Annotated in this window: 13 protein-coding genes; 5 read left to right on the top strand and 8 right to left on the bottom strand. The window is 46.3% G+C overall.

What is annotated here, in order from left to right:
* Positions 1-189: 189 nt before the first annotated feature.
* Positions 190-1,170, top strand: coding sequence for an aldo/keto reductase (locus JOE49_RS08015; protein WP_209940861.1), 981 nt, complete (start codon positions 190-192; stop codon positions 1,168-1,170).
* A gap of 99 nt (positions 1,171-1,269) precedes the next feature.
* Positions 1,270-1,644 carry a MerR family transcriptional regulator gene (locus tag JOE49_RS08010; protein WP_209940860.1) on the top strand — a complete coding sequence of 125 codons (375 nt, stop codon included), beginning with the start codon at positions 1,270-1,272 and terminating at the stop codon, positions 1,642-1,644.
* Here JOE49_RS08010 and JOE49_RS08005 read toward each other — a convergent pair.
* Positions 1,641-2,306: a methionine ABC transporter permease gene (locus tag JOE49_RS08005; RefSeq protein WP_023986716.1), complete on the bottom strand. Its 666-nt coding sequence runs from the start codon at positions 2,304-2,306 to the stop codon at positions 1,641-1,643. The genes JOE49_RS08010 and JOE49_RS08005 overlap by 4 nt on opposite strands.
* The gene (locus JOE49_RS08000) at positions 2,303-3,325 is read right to left on the bottom strand and encodes a methionine ABC transporter ATP-binding protein (RefSeq protein ID WP_209940859.1); all 1,023 of its coding nucleotides are present in this window, start codon (positions 3,323-3,325) and stop codon (positions 2,303-2,305) included. The genes JOE49_RS08005 and JOE49_RS08000 overlap by 4 nt, the downstream gene beginning before the upstream one ends.
* Positions 3,326-3,587: 262 nt before the next feature.
* On the opposite strand from JOE49_RS08000, the gene pdaA reads away from it, so the two are divergent.
* Complete coding sequence (gene pdaA / locus JOE49_RS07995) at positions 3,588-4,385, top strand: delta-lactam-biosynthetic de-N-acetylase (protein WP_209940858.1); 798 nt, start codon at positions 3,588-3,590, stop codon at positions 4,383-4,385.
* A 161-nt stretch (positions 4,386-4,546) separates the two neighbouring features.
* Positions 4,547-5,314 (top strand): HAD-IIB family hydrolase, encoded by a 768-nt coding sequence (locus tag JOE49_RS07990; RefSeq protein WP_209940857.1) that lies wholly within the window; start codon positions 4,547-4,549, stop codon positions 5,312-5,314.
* 71 nt (positions 5,315-5,385) lie between these two features.
* Here the strand turns inward: JOE49_RS07990 and JOE49_RS07985 are convergent, their stop codons facing one another.
* Positions 5,386-7,083, bottom strand: coding sequence for a glycoside hydrolase family 13 protein (locus tag JOE49_RS07985; protein ID WP_209940856.1), 1,698 nt, complete (start codon positions 7,081-7,083; stop codon positions 5,386-5,388).
* 272 nt (positions 7,084-7,355) lie between these two features.
* On the opposite strand from JOE49_RS07985, the gene JOE49_RS07980 reads away from it, so the two are divergent.
* Complete coding sequence (locus tag JOE49_RS07980; RefSeq protein ID WP_209940855.1) at positions 7,356-8,447, top strand: hypothetical protein; 1,092 nt, start codon at positions 7,356-7,358, stop codon at positions 8,445-8,447.
* Positions 8,448-8,754: 307 nt separating this feature from the next.
* Here JOE49_RS07980 and JOE49_RS07975 read toward each other — a convergent pair whose 3' ends face one another.
* From JOE49_RS07975 to JOE49_RS07955, 5 genes are all read right to left on the bottom strand, one after another.
* On the bottom strand, positions 8,755-9,543 hold the full coding sequence (locus JOE49_RS07975) for an SDR family oxidoreductase (protein WP_075153607.1): 789 nt from the start codon (positions 9,541-9,543) through the stop codon (positions 8,755-8,757).
* An 18-nt stretch (positions 9,544-9,561) separates the two neighbouring features.
* Entirely contained in the window at positions 9,562-10,719 is a 1,158-nt protein-coding gene (locus tag JOE49_RS07970; RefSeq protein WP_209940854.1) for an SMP-30/gluconolactonase/LRE family protein, read from the bottom strand.
* A 153-nt stretch (positions 10,720-10,872) separates the two neighbouring features.
* Positions 10,873-11,886: a zinc-dependent alcohol dehydrogenase family protein gene (locus JOE49_RS07965; RefSeq protein ID WP_053324489.1), complete on the bottom strand. Its 1,014-nt coding sequence runs from the start codon at positions 11,884-11,886 to the stop codon at positions 10,873-10,875.
* Positions 11,887-12,283: 397 nt separating this feature from the next.
* On the bottom strand, positions 12,284-13,345 hold the full coding sequence (locus JOE49_RS07960; protein ID WP_209940853.1) for an EAL domain-containing protein: 1,062 nt from the start codon (positions 13,343-13,345) through the stop codon (positions 12,284-12,286).
* A gap of 275 nt (positions 13,346-13,620) precedes the next feature.
* The gene (locus JOE49_RS07955; RefSeq protein ID WP_209940852.1) at positions 13,621-15,699 is read right to left on the bottom strand and encodes a bifunctional 2',3'-cyclic-nucleotide 2'-phosphodiesterase/3'-nucleotidase; all 2,079 of its coding nucleotides are present in this window, start codon (positions 15,697-15,699) and stop codon (positions 13,621-13,623) included.
* Positions 15,700-15,773 lie beyond the last annotated feature (74 nt).

Here is a 15,773-nt window from a genome sequence, read left to right as displayed (position 1 = left end):
GGAACTATGCTAAGAAAATTATACGAAACCCCACTGAACCGATTCTGAACAATAAGACCTATATGATGGCATCACGCTACAAAATCGCTTGACTTGGAGTGAACTCCAAATGTAATAATATCCGGTGTAAGTAGCTGGAGTAGACTACATTTGAAGAAAACAATATCTAGGAAAGCGAGGTATAATTAAATGGACTATGTGAAACTTGGAAATACCGGTTTGGATGTATCCCGGCTTTGTCTTGGGTGTATGGGCTTTGGGGTTGCAGAACGGTGGATTCACCCATGGATACTAGATGAAGAGCGCAGTCGTCCAATTATAAAAAATGCCCTGGAGCTAGGTATTAATTTTTTTGATACCGCGAATGTATATTCAGATGGAACTAGCGAAGAAATTGTTGGACGGGCTTTAAAGGATTATGCGAATCGAGATGAAATTGTCCTCGCGACAAAGGTTCATTTCCGTATGCATCCAGGCCCGAATGGTGCGGGACTTTCCCGAAAGGCTATCATGAGTGAAATAGATAAGAGCCTTAAGCGACTGGGGACAGATTATGTGGATCTGTACCAAATCCATCGCTGGGATTACAATACCCCTATTGAAGAGACGATGGAAGCTTTACATGATGTTGTGAAGGCCGGGAAGGCAAGATATATTGGTGCTTCTGCCATGTACGCATGGCAGTTTCTGAAGGCGTTACATGTTGCTGAAAAGAATGGATGGACCCAATTTGTATCAATGCAGAATCATTTAAATCTCTTATATCGTGAAGAGGAAAGAGAGATGCTGCCGCTTTGTAAAGAAGAAAAAATCGGTGTGATTCCATACAGCCCGCTTGCAGGTGGAAGATTGACGCGTGATGTGCAGGAAACAACACATCGTTCCGAAACCGATCAGGTTGCGAAATCTAAATACGATGCGACTGCCGATACCGATCGATTGATCGTGGAGCAGGTTGCGGCCATCGCAGAAAAACGTGGAGTTCCTCGCGTTCAAATCGCACTTGCCTGGTTGCTACAGAAAGAACCGGTAACAGCTCCCATTATCGGTGCTACGAAAACGTCTCATCTCGAAGATGCAGTAGCTGCTCTTTCGATTACGTTAACACCTGAAGAAATTGCATTGCTGGAAGAGCCATATGTTCCTCATCCGGTAGTTGGCGCTCAGTAAATATGGATGAAATGAAAGTTTCGAAATAAGAAACAACAAGAACGCCCTATCCATTTACATAGGGCGTTTCTTGATCAGATATCAGGAGGTGAAGTCTGCATGTTGATCGCAGAAGTAAGCAAAAAATTCGAACTATCTCAGGATACACTCCGCTATTATGAACGCATCGGACTTATTCCGCGTGTGAACCGTAATAAAAGTGGAATCAGGGATTACACGGAAGAAGACTGCAGATGGGTTGAATATATCAAATGCATGCGAGGCGTAGGGCTTCCCATTGAAATTTTGATTGAGTACGTTAGGTTGTTCCAGCAGGGTGATGAAACGATAAATGCTAGAAAAGAACTCCTAATGGAGCAGCGTAAGCAGCTCATTGCAAAAATGGCAGATATGAACAACGTATTGGAACGTATGGATTATAAAATTACAAGCTATGAACACACAATAGGTAAAAAAGAAAAACATCTAATTTAACCCCTACGTGCTTTGCGGGAGAGCAGGTTCCCCAAGGACTGAACACCTTGAACAAACAAGACTAGAATGATGACGGTAATCAGCATAACCAGCGTATCAAAACGTTGATAGCCATACGCGATCGCCAGATCGCCAATTCCGCCTCCACCGACCGCACCAGCCATAGCAGTAGCACCAATCAGACCAATGGATGCTGTCGTTAACGACAAAATCAGAGAACTGAATGCCTCAGGAAGCAAAAAGTATCGAATGACCTGGAATGGAGTCGCCCCCATCGCATCTGCTGCCTCCAGTATCCCCGGATTCACCTCCAACAGCGAGTTTTCGACCAGCCTGCCGATATATGGCGCAATATATACAATCAAGGGGACAATTGCCGCACTGGTTCCAATGGATGTATTCACAATCAGACGGGTTAACGGAATGATCGCAATCAGCAAGATAATAAACGGTAAGGAACGAACAATATTAATGATCGGATTCAAAATATTATGCAGCCATTTGTTCTCCAGAATTCCACCCGGACGAGTGATGACGAGTAAAATACCGATAGGGATACCGATCAGGGCACCAATGAATAATGATATGCTGACCATGAGCACGGATTCATACAAAGCTTCCCACAGTTGATCCCAGGTGATCGTAGTTCCTGTAATCATCATAGACTCTCTACCTCCTGAATATGGACTCCTTTGCTCTTGAGAAAATCAACAGCCTGCTGAACGGCATGCTGTCCGCCGCGCAGTTGTATCGTCATATAGCCAATTGTCGTTTCTTGAATCTCCGTCATGTTGGCAAACAAAATGTTCACGTGGATATCATGCTGCCGAATCAATTCATGAACCACCGGATCAGAAGCAACCTGCCCTATAAACTCCAGCTTGTAAATTCGCTGTGATTCTTGCTGTTCGAACGTTTGCAGCACACTCTCGGGTACCGTATCGTGAATGACCGTGCGTACAAAGCTCTGTGTCGTTGGGTGCTGCGGCTGCCCGAATACCTCCAGGACATTGCCCTGCTCGATGATTTCCCCCTTTTCCATTACGGCTACCTTATTGCAAATTCGCTGAATCACCGACATCTCATGGGTGATGATCAAAATGGTGATCTTGTATTCCTTATTGATTTTGCGAAGCAAGTCGAGAATTGACTGTGTGGTCTGCGGATCAAGTGCCGAGGTTGCCTCATCACAGAGCAAAATGGACGGGTTGCTCGCAAGCGCCCGTGCAATCCCTACACGCTGCTTTTGTCCGCCGGAAAGCTCGTTGGGATAGCTATTCGCCTTGTCGGACAATCCTATGAACGCCAAGAGCTCTTTTACACTCCCCTCTATTTCCCGTTTGTTGCGCTTAAGCAGCACCAACGGAATTGCAATGTTGTCGAACACTGTTTTCGATTCCAGCAGATTAAAATGCTGAAAAATCATTCCGATCTTCTTCCTTACCTTCCGAAGCCCAGAGGTCGAGTAGGTATTTAACTGTTCCCCCTCAACAAGAACCTCTCCGCTGGTTACTTTCTCGAGACGATTGACCAAACGGATCAGCGTACTTTTCCCTGCACCACTGAATCCGATAAATCCGAAAATATCTCCTTTATCCACTTTGATATTTATATTTTTTAACGCTTCAATACTTAGACCTTTTCTCACATAGGTTTTGGATACATTCCTAAGTTCAATCATGAGTCCTAACTCCTTCCGTTCTCACAAGTATGTAAAATGTTCTGAGCTGATTGCTTTTCTTTGGCATGAACGATCGAATTAAATCCGAGTATTCTAGTAAGTTTTATAAAGTATACTACTTCGATTTAATATTCATGTCAATATGTGTTTTGAGTCTGGTTAGTCCATGTCCTTGCATAAATCAGCATGATATTGCAGATGGTATGGAATATGCCGAAGCATACACACCTTACCCGTACGGGACGGAAGCGGAGGAACATAGATGAAGCGAATAATTACCTTGTGGCTATGCGTTGCAGTTATAGGGATGTTGACAGTTACGGCAGAACCCGCATGGGCTACTCAGACTGTTGACGGACAGCCTTATCATTTTGGATTTAAAAAAAGTAAGGGAGGGGAGCTACCTTCTATCGCACAAGAAGGCTTTATGCACCTGATCGAAAGACAAGGTGGCATCTTTCTGGGGGATACGACTAAAAAAGAATTATTTCTCACTTTCGACAACGGCTATGAGAATGGGTATACTCCGAAAGTGCTGGATGTATTGAAGGCCAAAAAGGTCCCAGCCGCCTTCTTTGTGACAGGGCATTTTGTAAAAGACCAGCCTGCTTTGATGCGACGCATGGCAAGTGAGGGTCATATTATCGGAAACCATTCATGGAGCCATCCTGATATGAGCACCATTTCTTCGGCAGAGATCCGGTCTGAGCTGGATCGGGTACGAAATGCATCGGCAGAGCTAACCGGGCAAAAAGAAATGAAATATGTCCGGCCGCCTCGCGGCATTTTTAGTGAAAAAGCATTGGCTTCCTGTCGAGAAGCCGGATATACGAGCGTATTCTGGTCTGTAGCTTACAAGGACTGGGACACAAATATTCAGCAAGGAACGGACTATGCCTATCGTCAAGTCATGCGTCAGCTCCATCCTGGTGCGGTTATTCTGCTCCATTCCGTATCCAAGGACAATGCCGAGGCGCTTGCTTCTATCATCGACGAGGCTCGCAAGCAAGGGTATGAGTTTAAAAGTCTAGACGACCTTAAGGTGAAACATTATCACTAAATAGTAATTGAATTTAATGAGTCGATATCATAATGAGCCCGATCCACACCTGCCCATGGTAGCCAGTGTGAATCGGGCTTTTTAGTTTACGACCAAGGAAGGTAATGGATATAATGACTGTAAGAAATGAATTGGAAAGCACTATTTTTTGGAGGTACATCATGCATTTTGTATTTGATCTGGATGGAACGATTTGCTTTAAGGGTCAGTGTGTGTCGGATAAGATCGCAAGCTGTCTGGAACAATTGTCCCGATCGGGACATGAAGTCATTTTTGCCTCGGCACGGCCGATTCGCGACATGTTACCCGTACTTCCTAAACGCTTTCACACCTATGCTCTAATTGGTGGCAACGGCTCTATGATCTCCCAACAAGGCAGTATAACTCACGTGGAATCCTTTTTACCAGATGTGAAGAATGCCCTGCTCGCACTACTGGAGGAACACCAAACCACCTACCTGATTGACAGCGAGTGGGATTATGCATATACGGGTGCAGCTGATCATCCTATACTCAACAATGTGGATATCAGCAAGTTGGCGCAAAAGCTGCCTTTGGCTTCCCTGAAATCCATCGTAAAAATGCTCATTTTAACTGCTGACGATATGGATGAGCTGGCCGCCAAGCTTTCGCCGCTCGGCGTGGTCATCCATCAACACCGCAATGAACAAGTGCTGGACATCAGCCCGCAAAATATCCACAAATGGAACGCACTTCAGAAGCTTGGTGTGAACTCTCGTCAATTTATTGCCTTCGGCAATGATGCGAACGATATTCCGATGTTCAAGGAGGCACACCATGCCGTCATGATTCATCACCATGCTGAACTGGCTGCCTTCGCGACTGAATCGATCCCTAATGAGGGGGAAAATCAAGAAGACCTGATTATCGCCAAAATACGTGAGTTGGCTGAAACAGTTACCATTTAGCCAAACGCCAAGAAAGGGAAGGTCTCTCTATGAACCTTCCCTTCCTTTTACCATTCTACAGATAGCAACGCCTATTGCACGCTTAGCTTATACACTCGGGCTTCATAGGGGCGCAGCTTCAAGGCATGCAGTTGTTCCCCTTGTACCGGCTCGTAGTTGGACAACAGCAACTCCGCCTTAGCGACAGGAAAGTCCTCCTCGGGCCAGTGGTACACCGGATCACGATCAAAGAAATTCAAAATGACCAGCAAACGCTCTTCTCCCAGCAAACGAGTGAATACATATAGCTCCGTATCTAGCGGCAACAGCAGCTTGTATTCGCCATAGACAATGACCTCATGTTGTTTGCGCAGAGCAATCAACTTGCGATAATAGTGGAAAATCGAGTCCGGATTATTTCTTTCTGCCTCTGCATTAATGTGTGTGTAGTTATCATTAATCTTCATCCACGGCTCTCCATCGGTAAATCCGGCTGAAGGTCCAGCATTCCATTGCATGGGAGTACGAGCATTATCCCGACTTTTCCGCCAGATCTCTGCCATAATCTGTTCCTCAGACTCACCGATCTTCCGTTGCTGCTCATAATAATTCAACGTTTCCACATCCCGATAATCATCAATTGACGGGAATGCGATATTCGTCATGCCAATTTCCTCACCTTGATAAATATAAGGCGTACCCTCTAACATATGTGTGAAGGTTGCCAGCATTTTGGCTGACTCTACGCGATATTGTCCATCATTAGCAAATCGCGAGAGGGCTCGCGGCTGATCATGATTGTTCAGATAATTGGCATTCCATCCTTCCTCATGAAGCACTGTCTGCCAGCTGCTCATTATTTTTTTTAGCTCCACCAGTGTCCACGGCTTGGATTTCCATTTTTCCGTCCCTAGCCCTTGTGCATCAATAAACATGTGTTCAAACTGGAAAACCATATTCAGCTCATGCCGCTGGTCCCCCACATAATCAAGCGCCTGTTCCGGTCCTAAACCAGACGTTTCGCCAACTGTCATTAAGGGATAACGCTCCAGTAATTTTTCATTCAGCATCCGTAGAAGCACATGTACCTGTTCCAGATTGGAAAAGAGCTGATAGGCACGTACCAAGGTTCGTTTGTCAGGATTATCGGCATCCGGCAGCCCTTCGGCTTTGACAATATGGGCAATGGCGTCAAAACGGAAGCCATCGACTCCCTTTTTCAGCCACCATTCCACCATGCGGTAGAGTTCGCTCACCATCTCTTCATTTTCCCAGTTCAGATCTGGCTGATGCTCGGAATATAGATGCATGTAATATTCGTCTGTAAGCTTGTCATATTTCCACACTGAACCGGAAAAATACGATTCCCAGTTGTTTGGATATCCGCTATTTTTGCCTGTTCGCCATATGTAGTAGTCCCGCTTCGGATTATCCTTGGACGAGCGTGACTCCGTAAACCACGGATGCTCATCCGATGTATGGTTTAATACCAAATCCATCATGATTTTGATGCCTCGTTCATGCGCCTGGTGAAGCAGTTCGTCAAAATCCTCCATTGTTCCAAACTCATCCATAATGGCATAATAATCGCTAATATCATATCCGTTATCGTGATTAGGCGATTTATATACCGGACAAATCCAGATTACATCAATACCCAGCTCACACAAATAATCCAGCCTGGACAAAATGCCTCGCAAGTCTCCTTTACCGTCTCCGTCAGAATCCTGAAAACTGATCGGGTAAATCTGATATACAACGGCTTCCTTCCACCATATTTTTCTAGGCATGTTTCCCTCCTGTAGCTTCTCTGTACATCCAATAGCTTATGCTCTTAACATACACGCAATACCTGTCTGCGAATCGTTGGTGTAGGGGAACAAGAGTCTTGTAAGCTTGCTTCGACGCATTAGCAGAGCCGCTATAACCTACGGAGATTTATTTTTAAAAAATATTTTGCAAAACAGGTTGTAAAAGTGGACCTGGCGTTACCTATATTTATGAACTACCCATATACATGTACTCAAAGCAGTGCCACTTTTGAATAAAAGGAGGAATTTACATGAACCATCGCCCCAAGGAGCCAAAGGATCTGATTGTGGAAACTGCTGTGATCCCGCCCAACATCCATGTGGACGTGGAGTCAGCCACTGAGGGGGGAACACGCCGCCTGATGCTTAGCGATAACCCGGAGACGCTTACCCACGTGACGGTACCTACCGAGCAAGCCACCCTGTGGCATGATGTGGTTCGCACGACAACCCGAACAGTCAAGCATCGCATTTTCGGCTGGCATTATAACAAACTCGGCAGCGCTGCTAAACTGGGCATCACCGTAGAGAACAGAAGCGCTGCTAAACTAGAAATACGTCATATTGAACGTGCCCTTAAGATTGTGCCTGAGGATGGCAACTGGATTATAGATGTCGGGCAGTCTATTGCCAAAAGCTGTTTGGCGGGTACGATGGAACGTCTGAAGCCAGCAGACCGTCATAAATTCGGCAAAGGCACCGCCCTGCTGGAGGAATTTGAGCTGCCCGAAGGATCACTGGCCGGATTCATCTATGACCTCACAGTAGAATTTGCTGAAGGCCACGGTACGCTGGATTATGTGATTCGCACCGTGATCAGCAAGGATACGCAGACGGATCTGCGCCAGATTCATACGGATGCGCTTCCTCCCGTACCTCCACCACAGGCGCATCCACGAGGGGTGTGGTCTTTTTCCGAAACGAATGCGCGGATGCCAGAGTACGTGGTCGGGCAAAGCGCCAACTACCGGGCGTGTGCCACCAAAAAGCTGAACGGCGAGACTCCTGCCGATCTGCTGTTTACCGGGGCACGCAGCGAGCTGGGGCCTGCGCTAGATAATCGCGGACAATTCGGAACCATATACAACGCGACGATTCCCATCGTTAATGACAGTGACGAGGTACGTATCGTACGAATCTATGCCAATCCACGTGGGGGCGCGTTCGCCGGGTCTGTGCGTGTGGATGATCGTGTATATGGTATCCCTCTGCTACGAGATAATACCAAGGTATGCCGATTGGCTGATATCAGCGTCCCTCCCGGCAGATCTAGCTATGATCTCAGCTTCATGGTTGCAGGGAGCGCAACCACACCCTTGGGACTATACGTCATTACACTATAGCTGTGCTCACGATGACTGAATGAGCGAACGTGGAGCCAAAATTTTCACAGAATATGGTCTGCTCTATAGTAAATGGAGCTGTCCCAAAGCTGGTTTTAAATTTTATTGGACAGTCACGCTTCGTCATTAGTATAAAAAAGCGCGAGTGCAAGGGTTATTCCCCCCTGTAGCTCGCGCTTTTTGGTTCATGCTCACCCATTTGAGCAGGTTATGGTCAAACGAAGACACGTAGTCCTCTTCGCCGCCATACCCGTCATCGGCGATGACCATACCCGGTTATCCGGCTTGTGTCAGAATAAATATTGCTCTATTTGAACCGCTGGACCTGCCTCGAAGGCATAATGGTCAACTCTGGAATATTGACATGCTCCGGCTGCTCTAGTGCATAAAGGGCAGCTTCTGCAACATCATCGGGATGCAGCGGCAAAACGCTCGAAGCAAACGCCCGAATTTCCTGCTCGGGATATCCGGCCACCTGCGAAAATTCCGTCGCCACCGCCCCGGGATGAATTGCAGTTACACGAATTCCTTGCGTACTGGTCTCCAAACGCAATGCAGAGGCTATGGCACTAACGCCGTACTTGGTAGCACTGTATAATCCTCCTCCGGCAACCACTTCCTTCGCTGCAATAGAGGAGACAATGACAACATCCCCCTTGGCCTGTTCCCTCATTGGCTGAAGTCCGTACTTCAGTGTCAGAACAAGACCGTGCACATTCGTCTTGTAAAGCTCCTCCCACCTTTCCAGTTCCACTTCTGCCAGTGGGCTTCGATACCCGAAGCCGGCATTGGCAACGATAATGTCAAGCCGCCCCCAGCGTTCAAGAATGGCGTGGACCGCCTGCTGTACGTCTTCAGCTTTTTGGATATCGGCAGGTATTGCCATGACCTCGTACAACTCCTCTTGGTTCAAGTCGCGAACCAATTCATCCAATCGTTCCTGGCGGCGTGCCAATACAGCTACATACGCGCCTCGCTTTGCCAGTTTTTTGGCAATCGATGCCCCAATGCCGCTGCTTGCGCCTGTTACCAAAGCTACTTTCCCGGCCAGGCTTTCCTTCGCTTTCCAGGATAATCTCAATTCATCCAATATCATATTATACCCTCCCCAAGCTTATTTGGTTAAAAGCACACGATGAACACCCTGGCTGCCTCCAGGAGCTGTACCTATATATAAATATCCGTCATGGTTTACAGCCGTGGTTACCCCATAAAGCGAGCCTTCAGGATCATGCCAGCTTCCGATAAGTTTACCCTGCGGATTAAGCTCTATAGCAAGCCCATGCTTCACAGGTGCGCTTGCACCGCTGAGCAGCGATTGAGGCAATTTGGCCATCATTCCAGCCAGCCATGGGCTTCCATGCATCTGATCTACAAAGGGAATACGTGTCGTGAAGAGACCGACCCAGAAATGGCCTTGATCATCACGCGTAATGTTATCCGGAAAACCGGCGAGATTATCCGCAAAAATATCCGAAGTTCCCTTCTTCGGCCCTTTGAGCCAGTATCGGGTCAATTGGTAGTGATACGACTCTGCCACAAGCACAAAATCTTCGTCCGCAGACAAGGCAACCCCGTTCGCAAAATAAAGGCCTTCCAACAGAACTGTCGTCTGCTTGGTCGCCGGATCATATTTCAGCAAACGTCCATGTGGCTTGTTCTCGGCGATTTCTTTGAAGACTACACTGCCATAATTGGAGGTGTCAGAAAAATAAATGGTACCATCTTTGGCAATATCCAGCTCGTTGGCCAAATAGATCGGTGTGCCGTCGACTTGATTGGCCAACACCGTCACGTTTCCGGAAGGATCTACCGACAGCAGCCCCTTCTTAACATCCGTAACGATCAGATTTCCACTTGCGTCAAACATAAGTCCATTGGGCGTTCCTTTGGTATCTGCATATAGCTGGGCCTTTTGCGGATTGCCCTTTGTATCAAAGGCAACCTTATAAATTTTCCCGTCGGAGTCTCCCGTATATAAATTTCCTTCCTTGTCAAAGGTGATAAATTCCGGAAACTTAGGAGCAATTGTAACAAGCTCTGCGGAGCTGAGTTTGTTGTTTTGTTGCCATGGACCCGCTTGTTCAAAAGAGGGGGCCGAAGGTGCAAGCCATTTTGCAGGCTGGACAGGGGAAGGGATGAGCATAAAAATAACCACTCCCAGAAGGATTACCGCCAACAGCGATAATCCGGTTCTGCGTACCCATTTACGCGGTTTCTTAGTCTTTCTTCCTTGAGAATCTTTGACAGATAAATCGGGTTTACTGGGCATTAGAGTGCCTCCTATGTGATGTGAATAATATTTCAGCATTTTGCATAATTCGATTCCCAACGCTCGAAAGTACACTATATAGACGAACTAAACCGTTTCGATCTATATATTGCTGATTTGAAATCGCTCTTGGGATTTATGCAAAATGCTCATTTATATTTGAACGACGATTTTACCGAAATACTGTTTTCCTTCAGCCAAAAGTGCGAAGGCTTCGCCGATTCGGCTGAGCGGGAATACCCGGTCAATGACAGGATGTAAACGATGGCGGGAAATGGCACGATTCATGTTTTCGAAATGTTCCCGGTTACCGACTTGGCTGCCGCGAATCGTCGCAGCCTTCTGCAAAATGCTGGTGACATCGAACTCAGGAATAGTCAAGCCCGATAAGAAGCCGACCATGTTCACAGTCCCTCCGGTACGAAGTGCATTGATGGATTGCGCCATTGTTGCCGCTCCCCCTACATCCAGGACATGGTCGACTCCGCCGTCTGTCAGCTCCAGAACCACCTTATCCCACTCGGGAACTTCCGAATAGTTGATTGTCTGCCATGCGCCGAGATCCTTTGCCCGTTCCAGCTTGTCATTGCTGCTCGATGTGATAATTACCCTTGCTCCCGCCATCAGAGAGAATTGAAGCCCAAAGATGGAAACACCGCCTGTTCCTTGCAAGAGCACCGTATCCCCCGCTCGCAGCCCACCGGATTCCATCAGCATGCTCCATGCGGTTAATGCTGCAATCGGCAAGGTGGAAGCCTCCTCCCAAGAAAGGTGATCCGGAATGGCGACGACCCCTTCTTCATGCAGAACGATATATTCAGACGCCACTCCACTGAGCGGGCCTCCCAGACTGTCCTTTAAGACCTCCGCTCTCGTGCTCCCGCCAATGAATTTCTGTTGTAAATTTGCCGCTACCCTTTGTCCAATCTGAAATTTTGTCACCCCTTCGCCCACAGCTACAATTTCACCCGCTCCATCGGATAACGGAATGAAGGGAAATTGAATGCCGATCGGCATTAGTCCGTTGATAATCACCAAATCCCGGTAATTCAGGGACGCTGCCCTTATGCGGATCAGAACTTCCAGCCGTCCCGGCACCGGTATGTCAAGTTCCGTCAAGGTTAACTCTTCAAAGCCAAAACCGTCTTTCAGTTGCACTGCTTTCATTTTGGTTGTCCTCCCTGTAATGTTAAACTTTTTACCCCAGTATGGATACAGTGTATTGCGAAAGAAACACCGTTTCTTATACAATACACTGTATCCAATTGTCTTCAAGACGTCAATCTTTACTTTAAAAATAAAAACGGTCGTAAACTGCCTCCGGGCTTTTAACGTTCCTTACCAAGTAAAATTGGAGACTGGGTGGCTTCGCTTGTCCAGAACTTACTCAGGTGGGCAAGCATACCAAAAAACGCGAGTTGCAGGGGTGAAATAACCTCTGCAACTCGCGTTTTTTACATTAATGGTGATAAAGCGCTGTCCAATAGAATTGGAATTTGCTTATGCCACAGCCTTATTTAAGCTCCAATTTTTATAAACTACGTCTACTTAAATTTGTTCCTGACTATATTACGCTACTAAGCATAAAATTGGAGGGCGGACCAGGCTCCGGCTTGCCAAACAAATAACCCTGAGCCAGTGACACACCTGCTTCACGACAAAATTCAAAATCCTCCATCTGCTCTACGCCTTCAGCCAACACTTGGCCTCCAAAACGAAAAGCCGATTCTACAATCCCTGTAATTTGCCGCTTCTGATCACTGTTACTATGACAGCCGTCAATTATACTGCGGTCAATTTTAACATAATCCGGCTGAAGGCAATTCATAAGCTCTGTCGTAGAATAACCTGCCCCCACATCGTCCAGGGCAACCGAAACTCCTCGATTGCGATATTGATCAAAGATATGATGCAAAAAATTAAGGTCGTCTATCTCTTCCGTTTCTACGACCTCAAATACAAAATCCTTCGTACTCATGGATAACCGATCAATCGTCTCAAAGGTGTGATTCAAGCAATAAGCCGGATTATAAATGGTGGAAGGGAGAAAGTTAATAAAACGTTTAATTCCCGCCGGAAGGCATGTTGCACTTTTTTCAATAGCGGAAATACGAGCCGAGCGATCCAGATGAGCATGCAAGCCAGCTTCACGGGCGATTTCAAACAGCCGGAAAGGCTGAAAAGGTCTCTCTGCATGTGACGGACGCAGCAAAAACTCAAACCCGATAATATCCAGCTTGTGATCAACAATAGGCTGCATATGGCTGGAAAAAATTTGATCCTTAATAATACTCACGATATCTGGATGTTGCAGTCTGGCTTGCAATTGACTAAATAAAAGCCAGTCCTCATATCCTTCGATATAATGCAAGCCCGTTACCACAACTTGCATATGGTTCAGGTATTCCTGCGGCAGATGAGCCAGTCCGTTAACCAACTGTTCCAGCTCTGAACGGCTGTCAAAGCGAAACTCTATGCTGCCCTCACGCCCATGTTCCTGCTTCAGTTGTTCCGATAGCATACCCAAACCATCTAATGCTGGAGTAAGCGACACCCTGGAATGCCTAATTCTGAGCAATCCTTGATCCTTAATAGGTAATATGATGCTGCAATTGCTGCATGTCATAATGGTCCTCCTCGGAACAATTTTCCGGTTTTTTCACCATTATATCACAAATAACTAGAACAAAAGCACTATATAATTACGTGTTTTTACAAAAAAGTAGCTTATTCTTAACGACAACTTAGGACTTAAGTATATATTCGACAAAAATCAGAAAACTTTTTGCAATCATGATAAATTCGGGGCTGCTGTTTTTGGCATCAAAAAAAGCAGCAAATCTCTTGGTTAAAGAGACTTGCTGCTTCATTCTGATATTGAGTGGAAACTAAAATCCGAATTTATTTGGACGCCTTCGGATTCGTTGTTTTAGCTGGTTTAACAGCTGGTTTTGCTGTTGCTTTCACGGGAGCCACAGCTTCCTTTACAGGAGTCGTTGCTGCACTAGGCTTAGCGCCAGCTTTTAAGCTGTATTTGGCAAAGCCGTCTGCCGCGCTGCTCAAGTATGAAATTTGTTGATTTCCTGCCAGCACGTCTTTGGCATCAGGAGAGGACTCGAAAGTAACCTTTGCCTGACCAAAAGGAGCAATAGACCAATTGCCATCCGCCGATGGATTAATCGTTCCGTTCGTACGGATATAGTCAATAATGACCTGGCGACTTTCATCCGGTGCTGCCATCACAATTCGTTTGCCATCTGGGTTAGCCAGTTTGGATGAGGAAGCACGATAGTTATTGGTGGCTACGATAAATTTCTGCGCAGGATCAATAGCCTTCCCATTGTATTGCAGATCCTTGATACGATGAGCTGAAGAATCAATAATCGTTCCCTTGGCATCATATCGTGCAGGCTGAGTTACATCAATCTGGTAATTCACACCGTCAATGACATCAAAATTGTAGGTTGGGAAATCTTTGTTGATCAGCGATTGCTCCTCAGTTTGCTTTGGATCAATGCGGTTGAACTGACCTGCAGACCACTCCAGCCATTCCTGAATTTCAGCACCGGTCACTTCTACAGCATGAACCGTGTTCGGATACACATACAGGTCGGACACGTTTTTAATCGCTATCGTACCTTCAGGAATGTTTGTGTAATACTCGGCTCCGTTTCGACCACCGGCCTTGAATGGAGCGCCTGCCGACAATACGGGAAGATTTTCGTATTCGGTCCCTTTAAGATGGTTTTGAACATACCATTTCTGTGCATTCGTCACAATTTGAATGGAAGGGTCATCCTGCACTAATGCAAAATAACTGTTAATCGGTGCAGTCGTTGTTCCAACAGGTTGGCGAACATAATCCAGCGTTCCTTGATGCTCTTCCTTGATCGAATCTGTCAGTTTGTAGTCAGGAGTAAACTGCACAGCCTGGTTAGTGGTACTCACAACCGGACGTACTTCAGACTGAGAGTTAGTTACGTTCCACTCGCGGTTTCTCTTTTCCAGGCTCAGGTCAATAATACCCAGCTCCTTGCCCCATGAGGAAGCCTCCACAGCCGGTACGCCGTTAATGGTTCCTTTATCTAGATCTACACCCTTCATTTCTTTAAAATCAGGGCCGGGGAAAGATTTATGAGCATGCCCAAACAAAATAGCGTTAATTCCGTCCACCTGGCTTAAATATTTAACGGCATTCTCCATCATTGGCGTTTGCGGCACATCCTCATAACCTGTGTGCGCAAGCACGACAATAATGTCAGCACCTTCCGTCTTCATTTGAGGAATAAACTTTTTCGCCGTTTCCACAATATCCTTCGTAACGACTTTATCCTTCAAATTGGCTTCATCCCACTGCATAATTTGTGGTGTGACCAAACCGATGACGCCCACTCTAAGGATGTGCTCTTGGCCCTTCTCGTCCGTTACCGTTTTATCAAGAATTCGATAAGGGGTAAAATAATTTTTAGTAGCTTGCCCCCCCTTGTCAACATAAACATTCGCATTTACGTAAGGAAAATCGGCTCCCTTGAGCGATTTCTCCAGAAAATCGAGACCGTAGTTGAATTCGTGGTTACCCACTGTCGCCGCATCATAGCCCATCAAGTTCATCATCTTGTAGACTGGATGGACACCGCCTTCTTTTTCATAGGTTTTGTTTCTGGCCATATAATCGCCTAATGGATTGCCCTGTAACAAATCACCGTTATCGAACAGCATGCTGTTTCTTGTTTCACTACGCGCCTGTTGGATCAAACCAGCTGTGCTAATCAAGCCATATTCGTTGGTTTCTTTGTCTGAATAGTAATCATAGTTCATCAGCGACGCATGAATATCCGTTGTTTCCATGATCCGCAAATTCACCGTAGCGCTATCGCGAGAATCGCTAGCTGCCCAGGATGGAGCGGCCGAAAACACCAGCATGCTACAAGCCACAACTGCTGCTGTAAACCCTTTAAACCAATTTTTACGAAATAACAAAATATACCCCTCCTCATTAAGGTGTATGCCTCATATACATACTTTTGCACATATATGTAAGCCTTGAACCCACC

The organism is Paenibacillus sp. PvR133 (genome assembly GCF_017833155.1).
GTDB lineage: Bacteria > Bacillota > Bacilli > Paenibacillales > Paenibacillaceae > Paenibacillus > Paenibacillus polymyxa_B.
This window is presented reverse-complemented; position numbering and strand designations above follow the sequence as displayed.

Bases quoted from the DNA above. Each gene is read 5' to 3' on its own strand.
- JOE49_RS08015 (WP_209940861.1), top strand. From the start codon at position 190: ATGGACTATGTGAAACTTGGAAATACCGGTTTGGATGTATCCCGGCTT.
- JOE49_RS08010 (WP_209940860.1), top strand. From the start codon at position 1,270: ATGTTGATCGCAGAAGTAAGCAAAAAATTCGAACTATCTCAGGATACA.
- JOE49_RS08005 (WP_023986716.1), bottom strand. From the start codon at position 2,306: ATGATGATTACAGGAACTACGATCACCTGGGATCAACTGTGGGAAGCT.
- JOE49_RS08000 (WP_209940859.1), bottom strand. From the start codon at position 3,325: ATGATTGAACTTAGGAATGTATCCAAAACCTATGTGAGAAAAGGTCTA.
- pdaA (WP_209940858.1), top strand. From the start codon at position 3,588: ATGAAGCGAATAATTACCTTGTGGCTATGCGTTGCAGTTATAGGGATG.
- JOE49_RS07990 (WP_209940857.1), top strand. From the start codon at position 4,547: ATGCATTTTGTATTTGATCTGGATGGAACGATTTGCTTTAAGGGTCAG.
- JOE49_RS07985 (WP_209940856.1), bottom strand. From the start codon at position 7,083: ATGCCTAGAAAAATATGGTGGAAGGAAGCCGTTGTATATCAGATTTAC.
- JOE49_RS07980 (WP_209940855.1), top strand. From the start codon at position 7,356: ATGAACCATCGCCCCAAGGAGCCAAAGGATCTGATTGTGGAAACTGCT.
- JOE49_RS07975 (WP_075153607.1), bottom strand. From the start codon at position 9,543: ATGATATTGGATGAATTGAGATTATCCTGGAAAGCGAAGGAAAGCCTG.
- JOE49_RS07970 (WP_209940854.1), bottom strand. From the start codon at position 10,719: ATGCCCAGTAAACCCGATTTATCTGTCAAAGATTCTCAAGGAAGAAAG.
- JOE49_RS07965 (WP_053324489.1), bottom strand. From the start codon at position 11,886: ATGAAAGCAGTGCAACTGAAAGACGGTTTTGGCTTTGAAGAGTTAACC.
- JOE49_RS07960 (WP_209940853.1), bottom strand. From the start codon at position 13,345: ATGACATGCAGCAATTGCAGCATCATATTACCTATTAAGGATCAAGGA.